Raw genomic sequence first — 26,075 nt, 5'->3', positions numbered from 1 at the left:
CGCCACACTGCAATCAGCGGCCGACAAGAACGACCAGAGGAGAACGAAAATGCGCGTGACACTCTCGATTTCGGCGATGATGGCAACGCTTCTGTTGTCGGCCGCAGGTGCATCCGCCGAGCAGATAACCTTCGTCTCGCAGGGCGGCGCCTATCAGGAAGCCCAGACCAAGGCCATTCTCGATCCGGTGGCCAAGCTGCTCGGCATCACCATCAATCAGGACAGCTCGCCGGATGCGTGGCCGGTGCTGAAGACCCAGACCGCCACCGGCAAGCCGGTGTGGGACGTCGTCGACACGCCGACCAAGGACTGTATCCGCGGCGGCGAGCAGGGGATGATCGAGAAGCTCGACTTCTCCAGGATTCCCAACGCCGCGGACATCCCGCCCGCCTACAAGACGCCCTATTCGGTATCGTATGAATTCTATTCCTCGGTGCTGGCCTACAACAAGAAGGCCTACGGCTCGAACCCGCCGAAGAGCTGGGCCGATTTCTGGGACGTGAAGAAATTTCCCGGCACGCGCGCCCTGCGCAACCACCCGCTCGCCACGCTGGAGGCGGCGCTGCTGGCCGACGGCGTGCCGGCCGACAAGCTCTATCCGCTCGACGTCGACCGCGCCTTCAGAAAGCTGGAGGAGCTGAAGCCGCATGTCACCGTCTGGTGGACCTCCGGCGCCCAGTCAGCCCAGTTGCTCGCCGATGGCGAGATCGACATGGAAATGGCCTGGAACGGCCGCGTCACCGCGGTGATCAAGGAGGGGATGCCGGTCGACTACACCTTCAACCAGGGTTTCCTGCAGGATACTTCGCTCTGCATCCTCAAGGGCGCCCCCAATCTCGACACCGCCTACAGGTTCCTGAACGCCGCCATCGCGCCTGACATCCAGGCCAACTTTCCCGCCTATATCGACTACGGCCCCGGCAATCCCGCCGCCTACGCCACCGGCAAGATTTCGCCCGCGCGCGCCGCGCAGATGCCGAGTTCGCCGGAGAACGCCGCCAAGCAGGTGCTGATCTCGGTGGAATGGTGGAGTTCGCCCGCCGGCGAGGAGGCGCAGAAGCGCTGGGCTTCCTTCATCCAGAAATAGCCTCGACGCCTGCGACGGGCCGGCGGGCGCCGCGAGCCTCCGCCGGTCATCCTTTCCCATCCGGCTGCCGTCGGGCGGATGGGGATTCCGGTCGGGAGAGTTTCATGTCGTCATCGCTCAATCCATCGGTGCTGCACCAGCGGCGGGAAGGGCGGCTGGTCCTTTTGCTACTGGCCCCCGCGCTGCTCGTGGTCGGCGGGCTGCTCATCGTGCCGCTGTGCTGGCTGGCGTGGCAGTCGGTGCGGCAGGATGGCGGGTTCACCCTCGCCCATTATGCCCGCTTCCTGACCGACGACGTCTACTGGCGGACGTTCCTGCAGACCTTCCGCATGGCCTTCATCGTGACCGGCGCGACCATCGTGCTCGGCTATCCCGTCGCCTATGTGGCGGCGGGCGCGCCGCGACGCTGGAGCGTCGCCATCCTGGCGATGATCGTGCTGCCGTTCTGGACCAGCGTGCTCGTGCGCGCCTATGCCTGGCTGATCCTGCTGCAGCGGCGCGGGCTGGTGAACAGCGCGCTGACCGATCTCGGCCTGATCGACGAGCCCTTGCGACTGGTCAACAACGAGTTGGGCACGATCATCGCCACCATCCACATCCTGCTGCCGTTCATGGTGCTGCCGCTCTACGCCACCATGCAGAAGATCCCGTCCGATCTGACCATGGCGGGGGCGAGCCTCGGCGGCACGCCGCTGCACGTCTTCCTGCGGGTGTTCCTGCCGCTGTCGCTGCCCGGCGTGGTGGCGGGCACGGTGCTCGTCTTCGTGCTGACGCTCGGCTTCTACATCACCCCGGAACTGCTCGGCGGCGGGCGGACCTTCATGGTCTCCATGCTGGTGTCGCGCAATATCGAGATCTACAACGAATGGGGCGCGGCCTCCTCGATCAGCATCGTGCTGCTGGTCTGCGTCTTCCTGATCTTCCGCCTCGCCAGCCTGCTGATCCCGTTCGAGCGCATCATGGGGGCACGCTGACCATGGCGGTTTCGAAGCTCCTGCTGCGCGCCTTCGTCGGTCTCATATTGGTCTGGCTGCTCGTTCCCATCCTCATCATCGTGCCGATGTCGTTCTCCGGCGCCCGCTTCCTCGCCTTTCCGCCGCCCTTCTGGTCGCTGCGCTGGTACGAAGCCTATTTCACCAGCCCCGCCTGGATGCAGGCGACCGGCGTCAGCCTGACCGTCGCGGTGTCGAGCGCCATCATCGCCACCGTGATGGGAACCGCCGCCGCCTACGCGCTCAACCTGCGCTCGTCGCCGCTGCTGCGCAGCCTGCAGGTGGTGCTGATGCTGCCGCTGGTGGTGCCCATCGTGATCACGGCGGTGGGGGTGTTCCTCGTCTATGCCAATATCGGCCTGCTCGCCACCATGACCGGGCTCATCCTCGCCAACGTCATGCTGAGCCTGCCCTATGTCATCACCTCGGTGCTGGTGGGGCTGCGCAAATTCGATCCGGCGCAGGAAATGGTCTCGCGCAGCCTTGGCATGAACCGGCTGCGAACCTTCTTCATCGTCACGCTGCCGCAGATCCGGCCGAGCGTGATCACCGGCCTGCTGTTCGCCTTCATCTCGGCGCTCGACGAAACCGTGGTGGCGCTGTTCATCTCCGGCGGCCAGTATCAGACCCTGACCAAGCGCATGTTCACCGCGCTGCGCGACGAGATCGACCCGACCATCGCCGCCATCAGCACGCTGCTCACGGCAATGTCGTTCCTCGTGGTGATGCTCGCCTCGCTCAATGCGCGTGGCACGGCGAAGACCGACGGCTGATCATGAACACCGACATACTGATCCTGGGTGGCGGGTCGGCCGGATGCGTGCTGGCCGCGCGCCTCTCCGAAAGCCCGCAGTGCGACGTCATCCTGGTGGAGGCGGGCCGCAATATCGCCGCCGGCGACATCCCGGATGAGGTGCGCTCGCGCTATCCCGGCCGCGCCTATCTCGACACCTCCAACCTATGGAGCGGCCTGACCGCGCTGATGGGCGATCCCGCCGGACGGGCAGGGCGGCGGCCGCGCCGCTACGAGCAGGCCCGCCTTCTCGGCGGCGGGTCGGCGATCAATGCGCTGATGGCCAATCGCGGCGCGCCCGGCGACTATGACGAGTGGGAAGCGCTCGGCGCGCAGGGGTGGAACTGGCAGGCCTGCCTGCCGGCGTTCCGCGCCATCGAGGCCGACCGCGACATTGCGGGGCCGCTGCATGGCGCGGACGGCCCGCTGGTGCTGCGGCGCATCAGCGACGAGCGCATCTCGCCCTTCGTCGCCCGGGTGATGGAGACGCTGGACCGGCGCGGCCACCCGATCCGCCCCGACCAGAACGGCGCGTGGGAGGACGGCACCTTTCGCGGCGTGGCGGCGATCGACGATCACGGCGAACGCCAGCCGACCTCGCTCGCCTATCTGACGCCCGAGGTCCGCCGGCGCCCCAACCTTAAGATACTGACCGGCCATCTCGCGACGCGCCTGCTGTTCGAGGGCACCCGCGTCGTCGGGGCCGAGGTCCAGGCGCCCGGAGGCAGGCCGCTCGCCATCGCCGCCCGGCAGGTCGTGGTGGCCGCAGGGGCGATCCATTCGCCGGCGCTGCTGCTGCGCTCGGGGATCGGCCCGGCGGAAGAACTGCGCGCGCTCGGCGTCCCGATTGTGGCCGACCGGCGCGGCGTCGGCCGCAACCTGATGGAGCACCCCTCGATCGCGGTCGCGACCTGGCTTCCCCCGGCCATGCGCGAACGCGATCCGGGCGAGCATCACGAGCAGGCGGTGTGGCGCTACTCCTCCGGGATGGACGGCACACCGCCGGGCGACATGCACGCCGCGATCCTGTCGCGCGCGGGCTGGCATTCGGTCGGGTGGCGCACCGGCAGCCTGTTCTTCTGGGTCAACAAATCCTATTCGCGTGGCTTCCTGCGCCTCGCCTCGCGCGATCCGGCGGTGGAGCCGGAGGTCGATTTCCGCATGCTCAGCGACGCGCGCGACCTCGTCCGCCTCACGTCGGCGCTGCGCCTGGGTGCGCAGGCGCTGCTCGATCCCGGCATGAACGGAGCCCGCGACGCCGTCTTCCCGGCCAGCTACACGCCGCGCGTGGCGAGGATCGCGGCGCCGGGCGCGTGGAACGCGGTGCAGCGCGGCGCGCTCGCCGGGCTGCTCGATCTGGCGGGGCCGCTGCGGGCGGCGCTCATCCATGCGGCGGTGACGCAGGGCATCACCCTCCGGGGCCTGCTGGCCGACGACGATGCCTTGACCGAATTCGTGCGCGCGAATGTGGGCGGCACCTGGCATCCCTCCGGCACCTGCCGGATGGGCCGGCCCGATGATCCGCACGCCGTGACCTCGCCCTCCGGCCGCGTGTTCGCGGTGGAAGGATTGCGGGTCGCCGACGCCTCGCTGATGCCGTCGATCCCGCGCGCCAACACCAACATGCCGACCATCATGATCGCCGAGCGCGTTGCCGCCTTCATCCGCGAAGGGCGCTGAAGCGCCGGTCGGGCAGGGGCTCACGCCCCGGGCGTGACCTTTTCGGGTCGATAGCGCACATGGTCGATGAAGACACGCAGCTTGGGCGGCAGATTCCGGCGGTTCGCGAAATACAGGAAGAATCCCTGGAACGGCGGCAGGAAATCCTCCATCAGCGCCACCAGCTCGCCCCGCTCGATATAGGGCCGGAAAGTCTCCTCCATGCCGAAGGTGACGCCGCCGCCGGCGCAGGCCATCCGCACCATGATCCACATGTCGTTGGTGGTGATCCTGGGGTTTACCGCCACGTCGAATTCGCGACCGTTCTCCTCGAACTCCCACCGATAGGGCGCGACACCCGGTGCGGGCCGCCAGCCGATGCAGCAATGCCGCGACAGCTGAGAGGGGTGCGAGGGCGCCCCGACGCGCTCGATATAGGACGGCGCGGCGACCACGAGCTGGCGCTGCTCGCCGGAGACCGGCACGGCGATCATGTCCTGCCCGATCACTTCGCCGAGCCGCACGCCGGCATCATAGCCGCCCGCGACGATGTCGAACTCGTCGTCGGTCACGGTGATGTCCACCTGCACGCCGGGATGAGCCTGCGCGAAGCTTGCCAGCAGCGGCCCGGAGATGAACCGTTCGGCGATGGAGGAAACGGCGAGGCGCAGCAGCCCGCTCGGCTCGGCGTCCCGATCCCGGGCGCTGTCCAGCGCGAGTTCGACCTCGGCAATGGCCGGAGCGACACGTGCGTGCAGTTGCAGGCCCGCTTCGGTCAGGCTGACGCTGCGCGTCGTGCGCTGGACGAGAGCAATGCCCATCCTGTCTTCCATCCGCCGGATCGCCTGGCTTACCGCCGAGCGGGTCACGCCGAGCTTGTCGGCGGCCGCGCGGAAGCTCCGGGCTTCCGCAACGGCCAGAAAGACGGAAACGAGGTTGAGATCGGGTGCCATTGGTTAGAAATGGTTACCCAGTGCAGCCTGGATTGGCAAACGACGTCGTCAATCGCGGCTTTCCATCCTTCTTCCACACGGCACTCGGGCCGGGCCGAGGACGACGCGCACTGCCCAGAAGACGCGGCCTCTGTCGCCCGCTACGGGGCATTGCACAGGCGCTCCATCTTCTCCCGATCAACAGCGTGCGCAGGAACATAGATCATCAGACGCAGGTCCGGCCGGCCATCGATGGCGAAGGACGAGAACTCGAAGGTGATCTCCCCCACGATTGCGTGACGGATCGTCTTGGCGCCTTCCCCGGTCATCTGCACGTCGTTTTCTCCCCACAGGCGCCCGAACTCGGCGCTCTTGCCGGACAATTCGGCGACCAGTTCCACGGCCCGCCCATCCTCGCCGGCCCGCGCGGTCTCGGCACGGAAGGTCGCGACCAGGAACCGGGCCACCGACTCCCAGTCGCTCTGCGCGGCCCGCGTCGCCGGGTCGAGAAACATCCGCCGCAATATGTTGCGCTCGCCGGGAGGCAGCGCCTCATAGTCCGTGAGAGCCCGGCGCGCGGCGCGGTTCCAGCCGATGATGTCCCATGCGGAGGTGGCGACCGTCGCCGGGATCGTCGGCATGGCGTCGAGGAACCGCTGCAGCCGGCCTGAGATACCTTCGCCCGGGGAAGTGCGGGCCTTCGGTGGGTGGCCGATGCCGACCAGGAACAGATGCTCCCGCTCCGCCTCGGTCATCATCAGCGCCCTGGCGAGACTGTCGAGCACCCGCGGCGAGGGCGCTCCGCCGCGCCCCTGTTCGAGCCAGGTGTACCAGGTGGTGCTGATATGGGCCCGTTGCGCCACCTCCTCGCGCCGCAGGCCCGGCGTCCGCCGCCGGCCGCCGAAGCCGAGCGCAGCGGCGTCGAGCCGCTGCCGGCGGTCCTTCAGGAACGCGCCGAGGCGGTTCGCATCGGCGGAAGCGTCCAGCATATCAGTCATTATACCCCTATAAGATCACATCTTTAACTGGGTATAGTCTGGCCGGCATTCTCCTTCCAGGCAAGAAGGAGAACGGCCATGAAAGTGTTTGTCACCGGCGCGACGGGATTTGTCGGCACCGCCGTCACGCGAGAGCTGCTCGCGCACGGGCATCAGGTCCTGGGGCTCGCCCGCTCCGACCGCGGCGCGGATGCGCTCAGCCGCATAGGCGCGGAGATTATTCGCGGCGACCTGGAGGTTCCCGAGACGCTCCGCCGGGGTGCGGAGGCTGCGGAGGCGATCATTCATACAGGTTTCATCCACGACTTCTCGCGCTTTGCCGAGGCATGCGCGATCGATCGCGCCGCCATCGAGACGCTCGGTTCCGCGATCGAGGGGAGCGACAAGCCGCTCATCGTCACCGCGGGCGTGGCTTCGCTCGACGCCGCGGGGCCGCTCGCGATGGAATCGGACCTCGCCTTGCCGCCCTCGACCCGCTATCCCCGCGCCTCGGAGGCGGCGGCGCAGGCCCTGTCCGCGCGCGGCATCCCGACCGGCGTCATGCGCCTGCCGCCAACGGTGCACGGAAAGGGGGACCATGGATTTGTCCCGATGCTGATCGACATGGCGCGGCAGAAGGGGCGCTCAGCCTATATCGGCGAAGGCAGCAATGCCTGGCCGGCGGTGCATGTGGACGATGCCGCCCGCGCCTTCCGCCTCGCGGTGGAGGCCGGGCCGGGCGCCGGCACGCTTCACGCGGTGGCCGAACAGGGAGTTCCGTTCCGCAGGATCGCCGAGACCATTGCGGGCGGCCTCGGCGTGCCCTGCGTGTCGCTGGGCGAGGACGAAGCCCGCGATCATTTCGGCTGGTTCTTCGGCTTCGCCTCCGTGGACCAGCCGGCCTGCAGCGAGCGGACCCGGGCCGATCTCGGCTGGAACCCCACCGGGCCCGATCTCCTGACCGACATCAGCGAAGCGGGCTATTTCGCCGCCGGAACCCGCTGACGCGCAAGGGCCCGGCGCCCGCCGGCGCAGGGTCCTCCAGGGATAGCGAACCCCGGAGTTGGGGCCCGGCCAGGCAAGACGGCTCGGCCGGGTCCCGCCGCTAACCTTCCACCTCATGCTCGGGCGCGGCATGCACAAGCTGCGTCTCGGGTGAATGGACGAGGTTCAGATAGCGCTCGAACTGCACCAGCACGTCGGTGATGAGCTGGTCGCGGGTCATCCCCATCACGTCGTAGCCTCGCCCACCGCTGGAGAAATAGGTGCGTGCCTCGTAGCGGAATTCGGGCTTGCCGGCGCCGGCCGCCAGGAAGGTCGGCAGGCGATGGCCGACCGCGCTCACGCCATAGACGAAATCGCGCACATTCTCGGCCGGCGAGCGTAGAGCAATGGCGCCGTTGTCTTCTTCGTGCACCTCGGCGATACGGCCCCGGCTCGTCAGTTCCTGCGCGACCTGCTCAAGGGCGGGACGCACCTCGGCGCGAATAAAGCGCTCGATCTCCTTTTGCGTCGGCGCGTGGAGAATGAGCGCGAGCCGGCGCTGCCACGTGACGCCGGCGGCCGGTGCGCTCGGCACCGGCATTGGCTGGCTGGCATGCGCCCTCTGCTGGGCGATGTCCGCCTGCATGCCGACGAACAGCGCCCACACAAGCGCCAACATGACGAAGGTGAATGGCAGCGCACTGGCGATCGTGGCCGACTGCAGCGCCCCCAGCCCGCCCGCCAAGAGCAGGCTCGCGGCGACCACGCCCTCCAGCACGCACCAGAACACACGCTGGCCGACAGTCGTTTGCGTCTCGCCACCGGCCGCGATCGAATCGACGACAAGCGATCCGGAATCCGACGACGTCACGAAGAACACCGCGATCAGGATGATGGCGAGGGTCGAGGTGACCATGGGCAGCGGCAGGTATTCGAAGAACTGGAACAGCCCGACCGAAACGTCCCCCGCCACCGCCCGGCCAAGCTCGCCGGCGGCGACCCCGGTGTCGATGAAGATGGCCGTGTTGCCGAACACCGTCATCCAGAAGAAGGTGAAGCCCGCCGGGATGAACAGCACCGCGACCACGAATTCGCGCACGGTGCGCCCGCGCGAGATGCGGGCGATGAACATGCCGACGAAGGGCGACCAGGAAATCCACCACGCCCAGTAGAACAGCGTCCAGCCGTCGATCCAGGGCGTCGGCTCATAGGCATAGATGTTGAAGGTGCGCAGCACGAGCGTGTCGAGATACAGCCCGATATTCTGCACGAAGTCGCGGAACAGCAGTTCGGTCGGCCCCACCGCGAGGACGAAGAGCATCAGCAGGATCGCCATGACCAGGTTGGCTTCGGACAGGATGCGGACACCCTTGTCGAGACCGGTGACCACCGACACCGTGGCGAAGGCGGTGATGACGGCGATCAACGGCAGCTGGACCTCCGGCCCGATGGGCAAGCCGATCAGGTACTTCAGGCCAGCGTTGATCTGGCTCACGCCCAACCCCAGCGAGGTGGCGATGCCGAACATCGTGCCGACGATGGCGAAGATGTCGACCGCGTGGCCGATCGGCCCGTTGATGCGCTCCTTGAGCAGCGGATAGAGGCCCGAGCGGATGGTGAGGGGCAGATTGTAACGGTAGCCGAAATAGGCCAGCGAGAGCCCGACCACGGCATAGATCGCCCAGGCGTGGATGCCCCAATGGAAGAACGTTACCGACATCGCCTCGCGCATCGCCGGAATCGACCGCGGTTCGGCGGTCGGCGGCAGCATGAAATGGGTCATCGGCTCGCCCACGGCATAGAATACGAGGCCGATGCCCATGCCGGCGGCGAACAGCATGGCGATCCATGACGAGAAACGGAAGTCCGGCGTGGAATCATCGGGACCGAGCTTCAGCCGACCGAAGTCGCCAAGGCAGAACAGCAGCACGGCCGTGAGGAAGATGCCGACCGATAGGAGGTAGAGCCAGCCGAACCCGGCCAAAATTTTGCTCTGGAGCGTGCCGAAAATGGTGCTGGCCTGATCGGGGAGGATGATTCCGACGGCCAGAAACAGGCCAATGATGATAACCGAGCCGAAGAACACCGGCGGGTTGATGATAAAGGGCTTGAACATCGTATGCTCCTTCCGCGCCACAGCCGTGACGGAGCCGCATCAAGGCGAATCCAATGAGCCTCGCATTTAATCAAATGTTCGGTCCCGACGCACATCGGGCCATCCTGCACTGGGGACGACGCCAATCCCGGCGCGACGACGCGAAGGGGTGATGACCTTCCGGGCGTGACCGCCGCAGCGCCGGGCAACGGGCTGCAGATACCCGTCGGGGAGACCGGCCCTTCCGTCGGCATCGCCCATCGGCCCGACAGGGGCGACTTACATCGCCGGGGCGTTGGCCGAGCGCGACGCCGGGCCCTTGACCGCGGAGAGCACGCTGTAGACGCCGTTGTGATCCACCACGGTGCCGCAGCCGGTGGCGAAATCCGGTCGCGGCAGCAGGCGGCTCTGGCCAAGCTCCATGTGGACGTCGATCAGGCAGTCCACGAACTGCCGGGCGAGTTTGAAGTCGGCGGCCGCCGGACCGATCATCGCGGTGACCGGGTTGACGATGCGCACCAGATCCGGTCGCAGCGCGCGCAGCGACCCGGCGGCGATGAGCGGTTGCGCCGTATGGTCGAGCACATAGCCGATGTTCCGCCCCGACAGGATCAGCGCAAGCTGGGACTGGATGCCGAGGCCTATGTCGCCGCAGGTGGTGCGATCGCGTATGCGCTCGGGATGGTAGTATTCGAGGTGGCCACGGTTGCAATAGGCCGTGGTCTCGATATCGGCCAGGGTGATGTTCTCATCAGGAACGGCAAAGAGGCGGTGCTGGCTGCCGCAGCACATAAAGCCCTGCTCGTCGAACAGATGCTCATAGGTCAACTGGGGATAGTGCTCGTTCACCAGGCCGATGCCGACATGCACGATGCCGTCGGCAACGCGGCCGGTGAGCTGGAACCCAAGCATGACCTCCATGCGGAAGCGGACATTGGGATAGTACTCGGAGAAGCGGCGGATGGCGTCATGGATGCGCGCGGAAGGGTTCTCGACGATGCCGTCCTGAATGCCGATCGACAGCTCGTAGGCCGCGGTCTGCCGGATGCTGGACGCTTTCTGCTTGAAGGCCTCGATGGAAACGAACAGCTCCTTGGCGGCCTTGTAGACGGCCTCGCCCTCGCGAAACAGCTTGAAGCCCTTGGGCCCACGCCGGCACAGGCGGGTGCCGAGACGGATTTCCAGCGATTTCAGGTTCTCGCTGAGCGTGGACTGCGACAGGTTGAGGGCTGCCTGCGCCGCGGTGAAGCTCTGCTCCTCGACGATGGTGCAGAAGCAGCGCAGCAGCTTCAGGTCGATATCGTAGATTTGGCTGATATGCGACATGGCAAACCCTTCCGTACCGATGATGCTCACTTCCGCCCCGGTGGGGCGCGCGTAGCAAATTGTGCGCCGCACATGCGCCCGCGTCCTCGCGGCGTCATTCAACGGGAGCGACGGCGTTCCTCCTTGCCGCGCCGGGCCGATTGCACAGGGATTGGTCAGGCCCGGTGCGGCTGCTCAATGTTGTGTCGTCCCCGGCCGGAATGTCGCTTGGGGTTTTCATGATGGTGTCGGTCGCCGGCACCGCCCTAGGCTGCGGCCTGGTTTAAGGCAGCGGACAGGGTAGCGTCATGAGTGCACGGCCATTCCACCTCGGATGGTTCACCAACTTCGCCGTCGACGAATGGACCAAGCCGTTCACCGGCGGCGGCGGCGCTCCGTGGGACGGCAAATTCTACATCGACATGGCGCAGGCGATGGAGCGGGCCTGCTTCGACTACATCATGCTGGAAGACACGCTGATGATCTCGGAGGCCTATGGCGGCTCCAACGAGGTCTATCTCAAGCACAACATCATGGGCCCGAAGGCCGATCCCTCGCCGATGGCGGCGCTGATCGGGGCCAACACGACCCATCTCGGCGTGGTGGCGACCTTCTCCACCATGGCCTATCCGCCGTTCATGCTGGCGCGGCTGTGCTCGACGCTCGACAGCATCTGCAAGGGCCGCTTCGGCTGGAACATCGTGACTTCGGGCGAGGACCTCGCGGCCGAGAATTTCGGCATGGACAAGCTGCCGCCGCGCCAGGAGCGCTACGACATGGCGGACGAGTATGTCGAGCTGGTCAAGCAGCTCTGGGGTAGCTGGGATGCCGATGCGGTGGTGCGCGATCGCGCCACCGGCACCTATGCCGATGCCTCGAAGGTGCGGCCGATCCACTTCAACGGCAAGTATTTCAAGAGTCGCGGGCCGCTGAACTGCGTGCCCTCGCCGCAGGGCCGGCCGGCCTTCGTGCAAGCCGGCGGTTCGCCGCGCGGACGCCAGTTCGCGGCGATGACCGCCGACAGCATCATCGCCCCCTCCATGGGCGTCGCGGGGCTGAAGGCCTATCGCGACGACGTGCGGGCGCGGGCGCAGGCGGGCGGGCGCGACCCGGACGAGATCAAGGTGCTGTTCGTCGTCGCCCCCATCCTCGGCGAGACCGAGGCGGAGGCGAAGGCCAAGGCGGCGCGCATCGTCGAGGCGCCGGACTATTGCGAGAAGGCGCTGGCGCTGATCGCCGCCATCACCGATATTGACTTCTCCACATTCGATCTCGACGCGCCGCTGCCCCACCTGACCACCAATGGCGAGCAGGGCTCGCTCGACGCGTTCCAGCAGGCGGGCAGCGGCAAGACCCTGCGCCAGCTCTGCGCCGACCAACTGGCGCGCGGGCTCGACGGGCTGGTCGGCACGCCCGACCAGGTGGCCGAACGCATGGGCGAGGTGATGGCCGAGGTCGGCGGCGACGGCTTCCTCATCACCCGCCCGTTCACCGCCAATATCAGCCGGCAGTACATCACCGATATCTGCGAGGGGCTGGTGCCGGCCTTGCAGCGCCGGGGCCTCGCCCGCACCCGCTACACCGAGGGCGCCACGCTTCGCCAGACGCTGCGGGAGTTCTGAGAGGGCAGGGGGATCGCGAGGGCGGCAGGCGCCATCCTCGTCAGTGCAGGATCTGCGCGAGAAAGCCACGCAGCCGCTCGCTCGCCGGGGCGTCGAAGAATTCCCGCGACCCGCCTTCTTCCACGATGGCACCGCGATCCATGAACACGCAGCGGTCGGCGACGCGGCGGGCGAAACCCATTTCATGGGTGACGCACAGCATGGTGACGCCGCCGGTCGCGAGGTCCTCCATCACGCCGAGCACCTCGTTGACCATTTCCGGGTCGAGCGCCGAGGTCGGTTCGTCGAACAGGAGGATGCGCGGCTCCATGCACAGCGCGCGGGCGATGGCGACGCGCTGCTGCTGCCCGCCGGAGAGGCGCGAGGGGTATTTGTGCGCCTGGTCGGCGAGGTGAACCCGCTCCAGATGCGCCATCGCCAGCTTCGCGGCCTGCGCCCTGGACAGTCCGCGATTGAGCTGCGGCGCCAGCATGCAGTTTTCCAGCGCGGTGAGATGGGGAAACAGGTTGAAGTGCTGGAACACCATGCCGACTTCCTGGCGGATGTCCTGCACCGTGCCCTCGTCCGCGGTCAACTCGATGCCGTTGACGACGATGCGCCCGCCGTCGAGGCGTTCCAGCGCATTGATGCAGCGGATCAGCGTCGACTTGCCCGAACCTGAGGGGCCGCAGATCACCACCTTCTCGCCGCGCCGAACCGTGAGGTCGACACCGCCCAGGGCGCGGTGGTCGCCGAACAGCTTCACCAGGCCTGAAATGGCGATGGCGGGTTCGGCCGCGAGGTCGAGGCTGTGCGGGAGCGGGTTCACGGCAGCACTTCCCCGGAGATGCCGAGCGGCGCCTGCGCGCGGGCGGCGCGGACGGCCTCGTCCTCATTATGACGGCCAAGCCAGCGACCCCAGAGGGCGAAGCCGATGCGGACCACGTTGACCAGCGCCCAGTAGAATGCGGCGGCACACAGAATGGGGGTGAAGGGATCGTAGGTCTGCTCGAAGATGGAATTGGCCACCGCCATCAGGTCGGTGATGGTCACCACCGAGACGATGGCGGTGCCCTTGATGAAGCTCACCACTTCGTTCTGGTAGGCCTTCAGCCCGTAGCGTATGGCGAGCGGCATCCGCACCCAGAGGAAGATGTTGCGCCTTGTGATGCCCAGCGCCTCGCTGGCCTCGACAATGCCGTGCGGCACGGCGAGCAGGCTGCCGCGCAGCACCTCCACCATATAGGCGGCGTGGTTGAGGCTCAGCGCCACGATGGCACAGCCGAAGGGCGAGCCGAAGACGATCCAGAACGGACCATTGCGCAGCGCCTCGATCTGGCCGAGGCCGTAATAGACGAGATAGAGCAGGATCAGCAGCGGCGCGCCGCGGAAGAACACGACGAAGGTTTCCGCCGGCAGCGCCAGCCCGCGCCGCGCCGACATGCGGGCGAAGCAGATGGGGAAGGCCAGCGCGAGGCCGATCAGCAGCGGCAGGACGGTAAGGAAAACCGTCACCTGCAGCCCCTGGAACAGCGCCGGCAGGCTCTCCCAGGCAAGGGCGGGGTCGATCGGCAGCGCGTTCATGCCTCAGCCCGGGCCGGAGTGCGGGCGGGGTCGCGGCGCTGGCCGCGGTCGAGGCGTATCTCCAGCCGGGTCGCCAGCCACAGGCTCGCGGCGCTGAAGGCGATGAACACAAGCGCTGTGGCGACGAAGAACAGGAACGGTTCCTTGGTCGCCCCGGCGGCGATCTTGGCGCTGGCGACGAGGTCCTGCAGGCCGGCCAGCGAAACCAGCGGCGTCTCCTTCAGCATGAAGCTCCACACATTGACGAGGCCGGGCAGGGCGAGCCGCATCACCTGCGGCAGGATCACCCGGCCCCACATGACCAGCGGCGGGATGGCCAGCGCGCGGGCACCCTCGAACTGGCCCTTGGGCAGGTTCTCGATGGCGCCACGCACCAACTCGGCGACATAGGCGGAATAGACGATGCCGAGCGCCGCGACTCCGGCGCCGAAGGGCGAGATGTCGATGCGCGCGCCGAACTCGCCCAGCACCGCGCCGAGCATGGCGCTGCCGCCATAGAAGATGAGGAAGATGACGAGCAGCGAAGGCACGCCCATGAAGATGGAGGCATAGACCCGCCACGCCGCCCGTATGAGCCGGCCGCGCGCCAGCGTCGCCACCCCGATCAGCACACCGAGCCCGAAGGCGAGGGCGAAGCTGGCGAGGAACAGTTCCAGCGTGACCAGGGCTCCCTCGCCGAGCTGGCGCAGATAGCCTGCCAGATCGGCAAGGGAGAGGTTGGTCATGCGCCGGTCTCCGCGCGGGTCGCGATCAGTTGGTCTTCTCGCAGGCCGCTTCCGCCGCGAGGGTGGCGACGGGAACGTATTTCTTGCGGATGGTGGTGTAGGTGCAGTCCTTGATCATCTCGGCCAGCGCGGTGTTGACGCGCGTGACCAGTTCTTCGCTCTTCTTGGGGAAGATCCAGCTGTAGCCCCGCTCGGCCTCGGGGATCGCAGGGTCGCCGAGCCAATGGTCGCCGCCGGCGAGCATGTAGTCCTTGCCCTCGGGCTTGGCGATCAGTTCCAGCGTCCAGTTGATCTTGGAATCGAACACCAGGTCGAGCCGGCCGGCGAGCAGGTCGAGCTTCATCTGGTCGGGGTTGTCGTAATAGACCTCGACGAAGGTGTCCTTGCCGAAATGCTTGTGGATGTAGGGCACCATGGAGGCGCCGCGCTGCAGGGCGATGCGCAGGCCCTTGCCGGTGACGCCTTCCTTGGTGAGCGTGTAGTTGCTGTCCTTCTTCACGATGAAGGTAGCCGGATTGTAGACGATCGGCGTGGCGAACAGCGCCTTGTCGACCCGCTCCGGGGTCGGCGAGATCTGGGTGACGATGCCATCGAACTTGCCTTGCAGCATGGACGGGATCAGCGCCTTGAAGTCCATGACCACGATTTCGCAATCGGCGCCGATGCGCTTGCACATTTCGCGCGCCAGCTCCGGCTCCATGCCGGTGAGGTTGCCGGAGGAATCGACCATGGAAAAGGGCGGGTAGACGCCCTCATTGCCGAGCCTGAGCTTTTCGGCGGAGGCGGCCGACAGGCCGGCCCCGAACAGGATGACGCCGAGGGCAAAGCGCCCGACCCGGCGGAGATGATGATGCGGGAGGCGTGAGATCATCGGCGTCTTTCCATGGTTGGCGGTCGGGTGGGGGGTCAGAATTCGGTCAGCGTGTCGCGCAGATGCTGGTGGGCGTAGGCACGGCGGGTCAGACCCCGGCGTTGCAAGACTGGCACCAACCCGTCGGTGATGGTCGCCACCGAGCGGCGCGAGACGTCGGAGAGGGCGATGAGGAAGCCGTCGCCGCCGATCTCCTGCATGATCTCGTCCATCTGGCTGGCAACGCTGTCGGGGGTGCCGACCACGTCGACGCAGTAGCCGCAGCTCACATGGTCGATCATCGCCTGGCGCAGCGACTTGTCGCCGGCACGGGTGAGGAACTGCGAGAGGCTCGACTGGTGGCCATTGGTGGTCAAAGTGAGCTGGCTCACCGGCGTGTCGAGGTCGAGGCCGGAGAGGTCGAGATTGGTGCTCCAGCCGAAGCGGGCCATGCGGGCGTCGAGGTTCTGCGCGGCGGAGACGCGGCGCTCGTCGGCCGCCCATTTCGCCTGGTCCTCGGTTTCCGCGACGATGGGCGAAAGCAGGAACAGGATCTTGCAGTCATCCGGGTTGCGGCCAAGCTCGGCCATCTGGGCCCGCACATCGTCGCGGTACTGCTTCATGGCGGCGACGCCGTTCGGCGCGGCGACGATGGTATCGGCGTGGGTGGCGGCGATCTTGCGCCCGCTCTTCGAGCCGCCGGCCTGCGCGATCACCGGCTGGCCCTGCGGGCAGGGGCCGGAATTGAGCGGGCCGCGCGAGGCATAATGGGCGCCGGCATAGTCGATGGTGTGCACCTTGGCCGGGTCGATGAGCACGCCGTTCTCAAGGTCGTCGACGATCGCGCCCGGCTCCCACGAGCCCCAGAGACCCTTGACGATGTCGATATATTCCTCGGCCATCACATAGCGCTGGTCGTGCTCGGGCAGCTTCTCCTTGCCGAAATTCTGGGCGGAGAAGTCCGACGAGCCGGTGACCATGTTCCAGCCGGCGCGCCCGCCGGAAATCTGGTCGAGCGAGGAGACGATGCGGGCGGTGAGATAGGGGTGGTAGGCGAAGGTGGACAGCGTCGGCACGATGCCGAGCTTGCGGGTGGAGGCCGCCAGCAGCGTCGCCACCACGCTGGGCTCCTGTCGGGGCACGCAGATGCCGCCTTTCAGGAAGATGTCGCGCGAATTCTGCCAGTTCTGGCCGATATAGATCGAATCTTCGATCAGCAGATAGTCGAAGCAGGCCCGCTCCATCGACCGCACCAGATCGACGAAGAGATCGGCACCCATCCAGTCCTGGCCGATATTGCCGGTCCACGGCTCGCCCCAGGCCTGGATGCTGGAGCCCTGGAGAAACCAGGCGAGATGGAAGGGGTCTGCGGGCATGGATGTCACCTTTTACTTGGCATGCGCGGGCCGGATTTCGCCGACACGCGCCAAAGGTTAAGGCCACGGCTCCGCAGGCGAGTATCGCCAAGACTCGAAGCTTGGTTTGTCCGCACTGAAATTGTGCGTGCTCATTATGCCGGCAGATCGTCTGCGATATAATCAGATGGCGGGCCGCACGCAGCTGTGATCGCCCGCCATGGTGGACGCGCCCGGATCGAACCTTAGGTCAGGAGAGCACAGCGGGGAGGGGCAGCAGGTGACCATTACACGCAGGAGCTTGATGGCAACTGCCGCCCTCGGCGCTGCCGTGGCGGCGCTTCCGCCAGCACGGTCGTTCGCTCAAGCCGCGCCGCTTTCCCGGATGATACCGTCCTCCGGCGAGCCGATTCCCGCCGTCGGACTCGGCACCTGGATCACCTTCAATGTCGGCGACGACCCGGAATTGCAGGCCGAGTGCACCGCTGTCATGGCAGCCTTCTTCGCCGGTGGCGGGCGGATGGTCGACAGTTCGCCCATGTATGGCTCATCGCAGTCCGTGGTCGGGCGGGGCCTCGCCGAACTGGGGGACGCCGGCGCCGTGTTCTCGGCCGACAAGGTGTGGACCTCCTCGGGCGCGAACGGCCCGGCGCAGATCGAACAGACGCGCCGCCTCTGGGGCGTGGAGCAACTTGACCTGCTACAGGTGCACAATCTGCTCGGCTGGGAGGCGCATCTCGACACGCTGTTCGCGATGAAGGCGGCGGGACGGCTGCGTTATGTCGGCATCACCACCTCGGAGGGCCGCCGCCACGATCTGCTGGAGGAGATCATGCGCCGCCACCCGCTCGATTTCGTGCAGTTGACCTACAACCCGCTCGACCGCGACGCCGAACGGCGCCTGCTGCCGCTGGCCGCCGAGCGCGGTATCGGGGTGATCGTGAACCGGCCGTTCCGGCAGGGCGCGCTGACCCGGCGGCTCGACCGCGAGCCGCTGCCGGAATGGGCAGGCGAGGTCGGGGCGGCGAGCTGGGCGCAGCTGATCCTCACATTCATCCTGTCGCATCCCGCCGTCACCGTCGCCATCCCCGCCACCACAAGGGTCGACCATGTGCGCGAGAACGTCGCCGCGGCGGGCGGCCCGCTTCCTGACGGCGTCTTTCGCGAACGTATCGCCGCCCATATCGGCGCGCAGTGATGTCCGAATGGTGGACCTACCGGCTTGAGGACTTCCTGCTGTTCTCGCCGCGCATCTATTGGCGGCTGGTCGAAGCGCAGAACGCCGCGCTGTGGCCGCTCCAACTGGCGACGACCGCGGCGGGCCTCGCGCTCATTCTCCTGATCCTGCGCCGGCCCGGCGTGGCGAGGTTGTGGACGGGGCTCGTCCTCGGCCTGCTCTGGGCCTTCGTCGCCTGGTCCTTCCTGCTGCAGCGCTATGAACCGATCAACTGGGCCATGGCCTATGCCGTGCCGGCCTTCTTCGCGCAGGCCCTCATGCTGCTCGGCGCCGCCGCGCTGCCCGGCGGCCCGGCGTTCGGACGGCGCGACGCCATCGGTGCGACAGGGCTGGCGCTGGCCCTTGCCGGGCTTGCGCTCTATCCCGTGCTGCCGCTGGTCGCCTCACGTCGGCTGGCGAGCGCGGAGGTGTTCGGCCTGGCGCCCGATCCCACTGCCGTGGTGACGCTTGGCCTGTTGCTGGCGGCGCGAGGCCGGTGGCTCGCCGTGCTGCTGCCGATCCCGCTGCTGTGGTGCCTGTTCAGCGGCCTCACCCTGCGCGCCATGGACGAGGGCCAGGCCTGGCTGCTCTTCGCCGCCGCCGCGCTCGTCCTGCTGCTGGCAGTGCTCCGGTTGATCCCGCGCGGGTCTCGCGGAGATACACCCCGGGCGGGAGCGTAATGCGGGCCGTGGGACGCACGCCCGCACCGGCACGGCGGGCGCGAAAGAGTGCCCTATCATGGATCATCTCCCGCGCGTCCGTGCCTGACACCGCGGATGATGAACCGCGCAAGCGGCGGCAACGCCGCGCTGGCATGGCCGGGGCGGGGCGCGATCACAGCGCCGCCGCCACCTTGTCGGCCGCCGCGGCGGCACCGAAGAACAGCGCGTCCTGCCGCCGGCGCAGCGCCAGCAGTTCCGATCCGGCCGCGAATTCCAGATCGCCGAAGGTGATGGCCTGTCCGCGCGACACGGCGCGCGCCAACCGGCAATTGGCGGCGAGGTAGAACGGCGCGGGCGCGTCCTCGGCAAGCGCCGCGCCGGGCACCAGTTCGGCTTCCGCGCCCTCGATCGTGTGGTGATGGCCGCCCATCTCGAGGACGCTGCCCGCCGCCAGGTCCTGGGTGGCGCGCGCCACCAAGTCGAGATGGGGGCGCGGCGCCAGCCCGCCGCTGGACACGCCGAGCAGGGCCGCCTCCATCACGCTGGTCGCCGCCTCGATGCCGAGCAGATGGCGCGGCACATAGACCATCGCCGTGGAACCGGACCGGCTGACCGGATGGCCCTTCTCCGCCAGCATCTGCCAGCTCGCCCGGTCGGTGCAGCGCACCAGCACGAACACCCCGCCGGCGAAGCTCACCTCGTCGGGGGCGCGCAGGCAGTGGAACACGTCGAGCCGCCGGGTGCCGGACAGCAGCCCGCCTTCCTCGCGCTCGGCCAGCATGGTCGGCACTTCGGGGATGCGGGCGATGGGGGCGTGCAGGTCCGGGCGGTCCGGCGAGAAGCCGGTAGCGTTGGCCACCACGAGCAGTTCGCACAGATCAGGCACCGCGCGCTGGGGCAGCACCGAGGCCGCCGCGGCACGTGCCGCCACAAGTTCGGCTACCGGCCGGTCGCCAAGCGACCAGGCCGCCGCAAAGGCCGGCGCGGAAATGGTGCGGCCATTGCTGGTCACCAGCCCGCTCGCGGCGTCGAACACGAAATCATACTCGCTCGCCTTGCCGGCGGCGACGATCTCCAGCCCGAGCGTCTCGGCCCAGGTGATCAGCCCGACCAGCAGGCTCGGCTGGTCACCATCGACCGGCGTCACCACCCGCCCGCGCGCCGCCGCAAGCCGGGCGAGCCCCGGTCCGATGACGCTGTCGACCTCCTTGGAGACGATGGCGAGATGGCGGTCGGCCTCGATGGCCAGACGGGCATGGCGAGCGCCGGCTTCGGGATGGCCGGTCGCCTCCACCACCACCTCGAACGGCAGGTCGATGACGGTGGCGAGATCGGCGGCGGCGATGAAATCGCCGGCCTCGTAGGCCACCCGGGCCTCGGCGGCGCTGGTGCACAGATGGATGCGGCGCGGCTCGACGCCGACCGCGCGCAGCGAGGCCACGGCGATCTCCGCCTCGCGGTCGACGGCGACGCGCGCCCGCATCTTCGGCACCCGCAGCCCCTGCGCCAGAAAACTGCGCCCGAAGCCGCCGGTACCGACAATGCAGGTCTCGATCGGCGGGCGGTCAGCGGAAAAATAGCGATGGAAGTTCATGTTGGTTTCCGGTTGCAATCAGTCTTCGATGGCCGCCCGGGGCGTCGCGTGAGCCGGCCGGAGGCGCGACCAGCCCCAGCGCAGCAGCGGAATGGCCCAGACGAGGAGGGTAATGCCGCCCAGCACCGCGGCGATCGGCCGGCCGAACAGGCCGAGCACGTTGCCATTGGTGCTGATCAGCGCCTGCATGAAGTTCTGTTCGACGATCTTGCCGAGCACCATGCCGAGCACCATCGGCGCGATGGGGAAGCCGTTCTCCTCCATCAGGTAGGCGGTGAGGCCGAGCGCGAGCAGGATCCACACACCGAACAGGTCGTTGTCGATCGCGTAGGCGCCGGTGACGGAGAGCACCAGCAGCGCCGGCAGGATCAGGTCGCGCGGCACGCGCAGCACCAGCCGCGCGATGCGGATGGCGAGCCATCCGAGCGGAAACATCATGAGATTGGCGAGGATGAAGACGATGAAGACCGCGTAGAACAGCTCGCCATTATTGATGAACACGGTCGGGCCCGGATTGACGCCCTTCAGATACAGGACGCCGATGCCGATGGCGGTGATGGTGTCGCCGGGAATGGCGAACACGATGGCCGGAATCCAGGCCCCCGAGAGCGCGGCATTGTTGGCGGAACTGCCGGCCACGATTCCCTCGATATGCCCCTTGCCCCATTTCTCGGGCTCCCTGGACATCTTCTTGGCACCGGCATAGCTGATCCAGGCCGCCGTATCGGCACCGCCACCCGGAAGCGCACCGACCAGCGTGCCGAGAACGCTGCCGCAGAGCGCGCGGCTCCAGTAGCGCTTGCCGGCATCCCAGGTCTTGCGCCAGGCATCGCGCGCGGTGACCTGTGCCACCGTGCCCACACTGCCCGGGGAGAGCAGCGAGCGCAGGATCTCCGGCAGGGCGAACATGCCGATAAGGCCGGGAATGAAGCTCACCCCTTCGAGCAGGTTCACATTGCCGAAGGTGAAGCGCGGATGGCCGGTGGTGTAGTCCATGCCGACTGTGGCGATCAGCAGGCCAAGCATCAACGAGGTCAGGCCCTTCACCAGATTGCTGCCGGCGACGAACACCGCGCAGGACAGGCCGAGCGCGCCCAGCCAGAAGAACTCGAAGGCGCTGAAGTCGAGCGCGAAATCGGCCAGCGTCGGCGCCGCGAGGATGAGCACGATGGTACCGAACACGCCGCCGAGGGCCGAGAACGTGGCGTTGGAGGCGATGACCACGCCCGCCTCGCCCCGCTTGGTCATCTCGTAGGCGTCGTCGACATAGGCGGCGGAGGCCGGCGTGCCGGGCATCCTCAGCAGCGCGCCGGGGATGTCGCCGGCGAAAATTGCCATGGCCGAGGCGGCAACGATCGAGGTGATCGCCGCGATCGGGCTCATGAAGAAGGTCATGGGCACCAGCAGCGCCACCGCCATGGTCGCGGTCAGGCCCGGCAGGCAGCCGATGGCGAAGCCGAAGAAGCTGGCGCCTACCAGCGTCACCAGTGTTTCCGGCTGGGCCACCAGATCGAGGGCGGCAATGAACTTGTCCATGTCGACCCTACCAGAACGCGGCCAGCGGCCCGGATGGCACGGGCACATGCAGAACGAGGCGGAACAGCAGGTCGAGCGCCAGCGTGACCCCGGCCGCGACCAGCAGCGCCACCGGAAGCCGGCGCCCGAGCCAGAGGTAGAAGGCGACCAACGTCACGAAACCGATGATCGGGAAGCCGACCGTGTCGCCGAGAAAGACGAAGGCGAGCAGGGCGGCGAGCACCATCGCGCCGCTCATCGCCCCACGCCGGTTGCCCCGCCAGGACACCGCATCGACCCGGAACGACGCAGCCGGCGCGGTGCGTAACGTGCGGGCGAACAGGATGGCGCCGCACAGGACCAGCCCCGCCGCGATGATCTGCGGAAAAAGGCCCGGTCCGTAGAACTGGTCGGCGACCTTGGGAAAGCCCTGCGCCTGCCCGAAGACGGCGACGCCGAGAGCGACGATGAACAGGCCGATCAGGCCGTCGCCGAACTTCATGCCCGCCTCCTATTGCTGCTTCATCTTGTCGAGTTCGACGAAGATCCGCTCCATCTCGGCGAGATCGCTCGCCATGAAGGCGCGGAACGCCGCCGGGTCGCGATAGACCAGACTAAAGCCGCGTTCCTCCAGCGGCTTGCGGAAGGCCTCGCTGGTCGCGACCTTCTCCACAGCCGCCGAAAGCCTGTTCATCAGCTCGTCCGGCAGGCCCTTGGGGCCGACGACGCCGTGCCAGAGCGCGAAGGTCCAGTCGATGCCGAGCGATTCCTTCAGAGTCGGCACGTCGGGGAACAGTTGCAGGCGCTCCTTGGCCATCACCGCGAGCGGACGCAGTTTCTTCGCCTCGATCAGCGCACGCCCTTCGGCCAGCGAGGCGGTGGAGAAGGTCGAGTTGCCGGCGGCGACGTCGAGATGGCCGGCGGTGCCTCCCTGGGTCGGCACCCATGTCACCGTCGAGGGGTCGAGCCCCAGTCCGAGCATCAGGCCGGAAAAGGCAATGTGCCAGTTGACACCCGGCGAGGCCCCGGTGGCCTTGAGCTGGCCGGGATGGGCCTTGATGCCGGCGACGAGTTCCTGGATCGTCTTGTAGGGCGAACCCTCGATCACCGAGACGCCTGACGCCAACTCGTTGGTCTGGCCGATCGGCGTCATGTCCTTGTAGGTGAGGTCAGCCAGGCCCTGCGCCTTGTAGACACTGATGTCGGAGGCAATGACGCCGATCGTGTAGCCGTCGGGCTTGGCGTGGGCGATCGCGGTCTGGCCGGGAATACCGCCGCCGCCCGCCTTGTTGATGACGTTGATCGGAACGCCGAGTTCCTTCTCCAGCAGGCCGGTCAGGGTGCGCGCCACGATGTCGGTGCCCCCGCCGGCGGGATAGGGCACGATCACGGTGATCGGCCGGCTCGGATAGGTGTCGGCGCGCGCCGGCGCGGCGAAGGGCAGCGTCAGCATCGCGAGCACCGCCCCGGCGATGCACGCCGCCGGCCTCAGGTAACGCTTCTCAGGACTGCGCATGGACTTCCTCCGGTTGGTGGAGCCGGTACACGGCTCTCGCATTGTCGTTGAACAGGCGACGACGGTCGGCCGGCGCCATGTCCCTGGTCATCGCCTTGAAGTCGGCGAAGATGCCATCGAGCGACCGGAACAGGCCGTCGACCGGGTAGTTGCTGGCGAACATGCAGCGTTCGACGCCGAACAGTGCCAGAGTGTCGCGCACCACCCCCTCATTGGCGGCAACCGTCCACGCCTCCCCGGGCACGCCGAGGCCGGAGATCTTCACCATCACGTTCGGGCAGGCGGCGACGGCCGTCATCGCCGCGCGCCAGCGTGTCAGCGTGTCCGGGCGCCGATCGCCGGGAACGCCGGTGTGGTTGATCACCATTCTTATGTGCGGGAAGGCGCGGGCGAGATCGGCGGCGTCGGGCAGGTGCCAATAGGTGGTCTGCAACTCGAAATGCAGGCCGTGATCGGCCAGCCGGGCATAGCCGTCGCGAAAGCGCGGGCACAGCATGGAGCCGGGCAGGCCGTGATCCGGGTGCCATTCCTCGGGGCGGGCGAACCCCCGGGGCTTGTGCCGAACCGCCCGCACCAGCGGAAAGCCTGCCTGCGCCGCCAGCAGCGAGGCCGCATCGTCGCGGTCGAGCCAGGCCTGCGCCACCATGGCGTGGGGCGTGCCGTGCCGCTCGGCGATTGCATGCACCCACCGTGTCTCGCCGAGCGGGTCGGTCGGATCCCATTCCGCCTCGACATAGACATTGCCGACAATATTCTGTCGGCCCGCTGCCCGACGGTAATCCTCGGGCAGGAAGGTGGTGCAGATCGCGCGATAGTCGCCGTAGCGATGACCGGCCACCGGCGTGCCGTTCAGCCAGGGATGCTTGCCGAGCGAGAGATCCCAATAATGATGGTGGGCGTCGACAATGGGCAGGCTGTCCTCCGCGCCATGGTCGAAAACTGTCGATTTTGCTGCCTTATCGGGGCCTGTAGCGGAATGGGCGCTCATTGCGCGCCGTCCCGACGGCCCGGGCGCACAATGGTGCCCGCGCAGGTCATGCCGTTGCCTTCCTTCTGACGTTTCCCTTGGCCATGACGCCGCATCAAGGCGACGTTTCCTATGGGGCCACGACGATATTGCATGTAATCATAGGATCGCGTCAACCGCGCTGGACATGAATAACTGGGTATGAGAGCATTCTTGCATGCAATTAAGCGAAGCTGAGACCGCCGCCGCTGAGGCTGAATTGCCGTCGTCAGGCCCGCGCGGCCGGCGCACCATGTTTGTCGTCGAACGCATCCGCGACATGATCATCGCCGGCGACCTGCCGCCCGGCGGCCGCATCTCCGAGCGCATGCTGACCGAGGGGCTCGGCGTTACCCGCACCCCGCTGCGCGAGGCCTTCAAGATCCTCGAAGCCGAGGGGCTCGTGCGCATCGTTCCCAATCGGGGCGCCGAGGTCATGACCCTGTCGCTGGCCGAAATCGAGGCCGCGATAGAGGTGCTGATCGGGTTGGAAAGCGTTGCGGCCGAGCTGGCCTGCGCGCGCGGCACCGCCGCCGAGTTCGCGGCGATCGAGGCGATTCACCGGCGCATGGTCGACTGCCAGCGCGGCGGGGACCTGATGGGCTATTTCCACCTCAATCAGGATATCCACCAGCGCATTGTCGACTGCGCCCACAATGCCCCGCTGTCGCGTATCTACCGGACCGAGAGCGCACGCATCCGGCGCTATCGCTTTGCCGGCAACCGCTCGGCGGCGCGCTGGGCGCGCGCGGTCGTCGAGCACGAGAAGATTCTCGACGCGCTGCAGCAGCGCGAGGGGGCGCTGCTGCGCGAGATTCTCCGCACCCATCACCTGAAGGGCTGGCAGGCCACGCGGCAGGTTCTGGAGCAGGAATAAGCGGCGCCCGCGGTTCCGCCCGGTCTGTCCGCCGGTGAACGGCGATCTGGCCGATGCACCCGCCTGACAGGCGAGGGGCCGGCGCGCATCTGAGCGGGCGTCGCCGGGGGAGGGTGCGGGCCATCTGCACCATGGACCTGCGCGGGGTTGATCGCCAGAATGCGCCGCAGGCGGCCGAGCCAGGGCGATCATCCGCGCGCAAACCCCGTCCTGCCGTCCTGCTCCGCCGGGCTCGCGAAAAAAAATCGGCCGTGATGTCGGACGGGTCCTTCGCCGTTCGTCCTCGTGGCAGGCAGCCGGGGCAAGGGGCCCGGCGAAGGGAGGACGACACGATGAATGTGCAGGCCTATCTGATGTTCAACGGCCGTACCGAGGAAGCCATCGGCTTCTACCAGCACGCCGTGGGCGCCGAAGTCACCATGCTGATGCGCTTCCGCGACGCGCCGGAATCACCGCCGCCCGGCATGATTCCGGACGGCTGGGACGACAAGATCATGCATTCCAGCTTCAAGATCGGCGAGGCCGAGCTGATGGCTTCGGATGGCTGCCAGTCCGACAGCGCCGGCTTCGCGGGCATCTCGCTGTCGCTCTCGGTCGCCAATGCAGCCGAAGCCGAAGCCGCGTTCACCGCGCTGTCCGAGGGCGGCACGGTCACCATGCCACTGGGGCCGACCTTCTTCGCCTCCAGCTTCGGCATGCTGACCGACCGCTTCGGCGTCTCCTGGATGATCGTCGTTTCCACCATGTGAG

24 protein-coding genes are annotated in these 26,075 nt (G+C 67.5%); 10 read left to right on the top strand and 14 right to left on the bottom strand.

Annotation, left to right across the window (positions count from 1 at the left end; translation table 11 throughout):
- Window positions 1-49: 49 nt before the first annotated feature.
- From KHC23_RS12135 to KHC23_RS12120, 4 genes are all read left to right on the top strand, one after another.
- Window positions 50-1,087 carry an ABC transporter substrate-binding protein gene (locus KHC23_RS12135; RefSeq protein WP_213372802.1) on the top strand — a complete coding sequence of 346 codons (1,038 nt, stop codon included), beginning with the start codon at window positions 50-52 and terminating at the stop codon, window positions 1,085-1,087.
- A 104-nt stretch (window positions 1,088-1,191) separates the two neighbouring features.
- Entirely contained in the window at window positions 1,192-2,061 is an 870-nt protein-coding gene (locus tag KHC23_RS12130) for an ABC transporter permease (RefSeq protein ID WP_213372800.1), read from the top strand.
- A gap of 2 nt (window positions 2,062-2,063) precedes the next feature.
- The gene (locus KHC23_RS12125) at window positions 2,064-2,852 is read left to right on the top strand and encodes an ABC transporter permease (protein ID WP_213372798.1); all 789 of its coding nucleotides are present in this window, start codon (window positions 2,064-2,066) and stop codon (window positions 2,850-2,852) included.
- A gap of 2 nt (window positions 2,853-2,854) precedes the next feature.
- Complete coding sequence (locus KHC23_RS12120) at window positions 2,855-4,552, top strand: GMC family oxidoreductase (protein ID WP_213372796.1); 1,698 nt, start codon at window positions 2,855-2,857, stop codon at window positions 4,550-4,552.
- A gap of 20 nt (window positions 4,553-4,572) precedes the next feature.
- Here KHC23_RS12120 and KHC23_RS12115 read toward each other — a convergent pair whose 3' ends face one another.
- Complete coding sequence (locus tag KHC23_RS12115; protein ID WP_213372794.1) at window positions 4,573-5,484, bottom strand: LysR family transcriptional regulator; 912 nt, start codon at window positions 5,482-5,484, stop codon at window positions 4,573-4,575.
- A gap of 140 nt (window positions 5,485-5,624) precedes the next feature.
- Window positions 5,625-6,452, bottom strand: coding sequence for a helix-turn-helix transcriptional regulator (locus KHC23_RS12110; protein ID WP_213373229.1), 828 nt, complete (start codon window positions 6,450-6,452; stop codon window positions 5,625-5,627).
- A gap of 87 nt (window positions 6,453-6,539) precedes the next feature.
- Here KHC23_RS12110 and KHC23_RS12105 point away from each other — a divergent pair, with 87 nt between their 5' ends.
- Window positions 6,540-7,445: an SDR family oxidoreductase gene (locus tag KHC23_RS12105; protein WP_213372792.1), complete on the top strand. Its 906-nt coding sequence runs from the start codon at window positions 6,540-6,542 to the stop codon at window positions 7,443-7,445.
- A gap of 100 nt (window positions 7,446-7,545) precedes the next feature.
- On the opposite strand, the gene KHC23_RS12100 is transcribed toward KHC23_RS12105, so the two are convergent.
- A complete protein-coding gene (locus KHC23_RS12100; RefSeq protein WP_213372790.1) occupies window positions 7,546-9,540 on the bottom strand; it encodes a BCCT family transporter in 1,995 nt (664 codons plus the stop codon).
- A 258-nt stretch (window positions 9,541-9,798) separates the two neighbouring features.
- Entirely contained in the window at window positions 9,799-10,845 is a 1,047-nt protein-coding gene (locus KHC23_RS12095) for a LysR family transcriptional regulator (RefSeq protein ID WP_213372782.1), read from the bottom strand.
- A gap of 287 nt (window positions 10,846-11,132) precedes the next feature.
- Between KHC23_RS12095 and KHC23_RS12090 the strand changes: the two genes are divergently transcribed.
- Window positions 11,133-12,446, top strand: coding sequence for an NtaA/DmoA family FMN-dependent monooxygenase (locus KHC23_RS12090; protein ID WP_213372781.1), 1,314 nt, complete (start codon window positions 11,133-11,135; stop codon window positions 12,444-12,446).
- Window positions 12,447-12,486: 40 nt separating this feature from the next.
- Here KHC23_RS12090 and KHC23_RS12085 read toward each other — a convergent pair whose 3' ends face one another.
- The 5 genes from KHC23_RS12085 to KHC23_RS12065 are packed head-to-tail and all read right to left on the bottom strand — an operon-like array spanning window position 12,487 to window position 16,960.
- Entirely contained in the window at window positions 12,487-13,254 is a 768-nt protein-coding gene (locus tag KHC23_RS12085; protein ID WP_213372779.1) for an amino acid ABC transporter ATP-binding protein, read from the bottom strand.
- The gene (locus KHC23_RS12080) at window positions 13,251-14,009 is read right to left on the bottom strand and encodes an ABC transporter permease (RefSeq protein ID WP_213372777.1); all 759 of its coding nucleotides are present in this window, start codon (window positions 14,007-14,009) and stop codon (window positions 13,251-13,253) included. Before KHC23_RS12080 ends, KHC23_RS12085 begins: the two co-directional genes overlap by 4 nt.
- Window positions 14,006-14,734 carry an ABC transporter permease gene (locus tag KHC23_RS12075; RefSeq protein WP_213372775.1) on the bottom strand — a complete coding sequence of 243 codons (729 nt, stop codon included), beginning with the start codon at window positions 14,732-14,734 and terminating at the stop codon, window positions 14,006-14,008. Before KHC23_RS12075 ends, KHC23_RS12080 begins: the two co-directional genes overlap by 4 nt.
- 25 nt (window positions 14,735-14,759) lie before the next feature.
- Complete coding sequence (locus KHC23_RS12070) at window positions 14,760-15,605, bottom strand: transporter substrate-binding domain-containing protein (protein ID WP_213372773.1); 846 nt, start codon at window positions 15,603-15,605, stop codon at window positions 14,760-14,762.
- A gap of 35 nt (window positions 15,606-15,640) precedes the next feature.
- On the bottom strand, window positions 15,641-16,960 hold the full coding sequence (locus KHC23_RS12065; RefSeq protein ID WP_213372771.1) for an NtaA/DmoA family FMN-dependent monooxygenase: 1,320 nt from the start codon (window positions 16,958-16,960) through the stop codon (window positions 15,641-15,643).
- Between the two features lie 259 nt (window positions 16,961-17,219).
- Between KHC23_RS12065 and KHC23_RS12060 the strand changes: the two genes are divergently transcribed.
- Entirely contained in the window at window positions 17,220-18,137 is a 918-nt protein-coding gene (locus KHC23_RS12060; RefSeq protein ID WP_213372769.1) for an aldo/keto reductase, read from the top strand.
- Window positions 18,137-18,835 carry a DUF6064 family protein gene (locus KHC23_RS12055; protein ID WP_213372767.1) on the top strand — a complete coding sequence of 233 codons (699 nt, stop codon included), beginning with the start codon at window positions 18,137-18,139 and terminating at the stop codon, window positions 18,833-18,835. The genes KHC23_RS12060 and KHC23_RS12055 overlap by 1 nt, the downstream gene beginning before the upstream one ends.
- A 154-nt stretch (window positions 18,836-18,989) precedes the next feature.
- On the opposite strand, the gene KHC23_RS12050 is transcribed toward KHC23_RS12055, so the two are convergent.
- Genes KHC23_RS12050 through KHC23_RS12030 form a run of 5 tightly spaced genes read right to left on the bottom strand, consistent with a single transcriptional unit; the run spans window position 18,990 to window position 24,430 of the window.
- Window positions 18,990-20,411 carry an NAD(P)H-dependent oxidoreductase gene (locus KHC23_RS12050; RefSeq protein WP_213372765.1) on the bottom strand — a complete coding sequence of 474 codons (1,422 nt, stop codon included), beginning with the start codon at window positions 20,409-20,411 and terminating at the stop codon, window positions 18,990-18,992.
- Window positions 20,412-20,429: 18 nt separating this feature from the next.
- The gene (locus tag KHC23_RS12045) at window positions 20,430-21,947 is read right to left on the bottom strand and encodes a tripartite tricarboxylate transporter permease (protein ID WP_213372763.1); all 1,518 of its coding nucleotides are present in this window, start codon (window positions 21,945-21,947) and stop codon (window positions 20,430-20,432) included.
- A 7-nt stretch (window positions 21,948-21,954) separates the two neighbouring features.
- A complete protein-coding gene (locus KHC23_RS12040; protein ID WP_213372761.1) occupies window positions 21,955-22,428 on the bottom strand; it encodes a tripartite tricarboxylate transporter TctB family protein in 474 nt (157 codons plus the stop codon).
- Window positions 22,429-22,437: 9 nt separating this feature from the next.
- A complete protein-coding gene (locus KHC23_RS12035; protein WP_213372759.1) occupies window positions 22,438-23,442 on the bottom strand; it encodes a tripartite tricarboxylate transporter substrate binding protein in 1,005 nt (334 codons plus the stop codon).
- Window positions 23,429-24,430, bottom strand: coding sequence for an amidohydrolase family protein (locus tag KHC23_RS12030; RefSeq protein ID WP_213372757.1), 1,002 nt, complete (start codon window positions 24,428-24,430; stop codon window positions 23,429-23,431). Before KHC23_RS12030 ends, KHC23_RS12035 begins: the two co-directional genes overlap by 14 nt.
- A 271-nt stretch (window positions 24,431-24,701) precedes the next feature.
- Here KHC23_RS12030 and KHC23_RS12025 point away from each other — a divergent pair, with 271 nt between their 5' ends.
- Together KHC23_RS12025 and KHC23_RS12020 are read left to right on the top strand one after the other, a co-directional pair.
- Window positions 24,702-25,325, top strand: a complete 624-nt coding sequence (locus KHC23_RS12025) for a GntR family transcriptional regulator (RefSeq protein ID WP_246544519.1) — start codon at window positions 24,702-24,704, stop codon at window positions 25,323-25,325.
- A 332-nt stretch (window positions 25,326-25,657) separates the two neighbouring features.
- Window positions 25,658-26,074, top strand: coding sequence for a VOC family protein (locus KHC23_RS12020; protein ID WP_213372753.1), 417 nt, complete (start codon window positions 25,658-25,660; stop codon window positions 26,072-26,074).
- Window position 26,075: the final 1 nt, after the last annotated feature.

Source organism: Ancylobacter dichloromethanicus, from assembly GCF_018390645.1.
In the GTDB taxonomy this organism is placed as follows: Bacteria; Pseudomonadota; Alphaproteobacteria; order Rhizobiales; family Xanthobacteraceae; genus Ancylobacter; species Ancylobacter dichloromethanicus.
The sequence above is the reverse complement of the archived record's forward strand: the minus strand, read 5'-3'. Positions and strand labels throughout refer to the sequence as shown.

Bases quoted from the DNA above. Each gene is read 5' to 3' on its own strand.
- KHC23_RS12130 (WP_213372800.1), top strand. From the start codon at position 1,192: ATGTCGTCATCGCTCAATCCATCGGTGCTGCACCAGCGGCGGGAAGGG.
- KHC23_RS12115 (WP_213372794.1), bottom strand. From the start codon at position 5,484: ATGGCACCCGATCTCAACCTCGTTTCCGTCTTTCTGGCCGTTGCGGAA.
- KHC23_RS12025 (WP_246544519.1), top strand. From the start codon at position 24,702: ATGTTTGTCGTCGAACGCATCCGCGACATGATCATCGCCGGCGACCTG.
- KHC23_RS12055 (WP_213372767.1), top strand. From the start codon at position 18,137: ATGTCCGAATGGTGGACCTACCGGCTTGAGGACTTCCTGCTGTTCTCG.
- KHC23_RS12135 (WP_213372802.1), top strand. From the start codon at position 50: ATGCGCGTGACACTCTCGATTTCGGCGATGATGGCAACGCTTCTGTTG.
- KHC23_RS12105 (WP_213372792.1), top strand. From the start codon at position 6,540: ATGAAAGTGTTTGTCACCGGCGCGACGGGATTTGTCGGCACCGCCGTC.
- KHC23_RS12075 (WP_213372775.1), bottom strand. From the start codon at position 14,734: ATGACCAACCTCTCCCTTGCCGATCTGGCAGGCTATCTGCGCCAGCTC.
- KHC23_RS12020 (WP_213372753.1), top strand. From the start codon at position 25,658: ATGAATGTGCAGGCCTATCTGATGTTCAACGGCCGTACCGAGGAAGCC.
- KHC23_RS12035 (WP_213372759.1), bottom strand. From the start codon at position 23,442: ATGCGCAGTCCTGAGAAGCGTTACCTGAGGCCGGCGGCGTGCATCGCC.
- KHC23_RS12050 (WP_213372765.1), bottom strand. From the start codon at position 20,411: ATGAACTTCCATCGCTATTTTTCCGCTGACCGCCCGCCGATCGAGACC.
- KHC23_RS12120 (WP_213372796.1), top strand. From the start codon at position 2,855: ATGAACACCGACATACTGATCCTGGGTGGCGGGTCGGCCGGATGCGTG.
- KHC23_RS12040 (WP_213372761.1), bottom strand. From the start codon at position 22,428: ATGAAGTTCGGCGACGGCCTGATCGGCCTGTTCATCGTCGCTCTCGGC.
- KHC23_RS12125 (WP_213372798.1), top strand. From the start codon at position 2,064: ATGGCGGTTTCGAAGCTCCTGCTGCGCGCCTTCGTCGGTCTCATATTG.
- KHC23_RS12080 (WP_213372777.1), bottom strand. From the start codon at position 14,009: ATGAACGCGCTGCCGATCGACCCCGCCCTTGCCTGGGAGAGCCTGCCG.
- KHC23_RS12070 (WP_213372773.1), bottom strand. From the start codon at position 15,605: ATGATCTCACGCCTCCCGCATCATCATCTCCGCCGGGTCGGGCGCTTT.
- KHC23_RS12065 (WP_213372771.1), bottom strand. From the start codon at position 16,960: ATGCCCGCAGACCCCTTCCATCTCGCCTGGTTTCTCCAGGGCTCCAGC.
- KHC23_RS12100 (WP_213372790.1), bottom strand. From the start codon at position 9,540: ATGTTCAAGCCCTTTATCATCAACCCGCCGGTGTTCTTCGGCTCGGTT.
- KHC23_RS12030 (WP_213372757.1), bottom strand. From the start codon at position 24,430: ATGAGCGCCCATTCCGCTACAGGCCCCGATAAGGCAGCAAAATCGACA.
- KHC23_RS12110 (WP_213373229.1), bottom strand. From the start codon at position 6,452: ATGCTGGACGCTTCCGCCGATGCGAACCGCCTCGGCGCGTTCCTGAAG.
- KHC23_RS12045 (WP_213372763.1), bottom strand. From the start codon at position 21,947: ATGGACAAGTTCATTGCCGCCCTCGATCTGGTGGCCCAGCCGGAAACA.
- KHC23_RS12095 (WP_213372782.1), bottom strand. From the start codon at position 10,845: ATGTCGCATATCAGCCAAATCTACGATATCGACCTGAAGCTGCTGCGC.
- KHC23_RS12090 (WP_213372781.1), top strand. From the start codon at position 11,133: ATGAGTGCACGGCCATTCCACCTCGGATGGTTCACCAACTTCGCCGTC.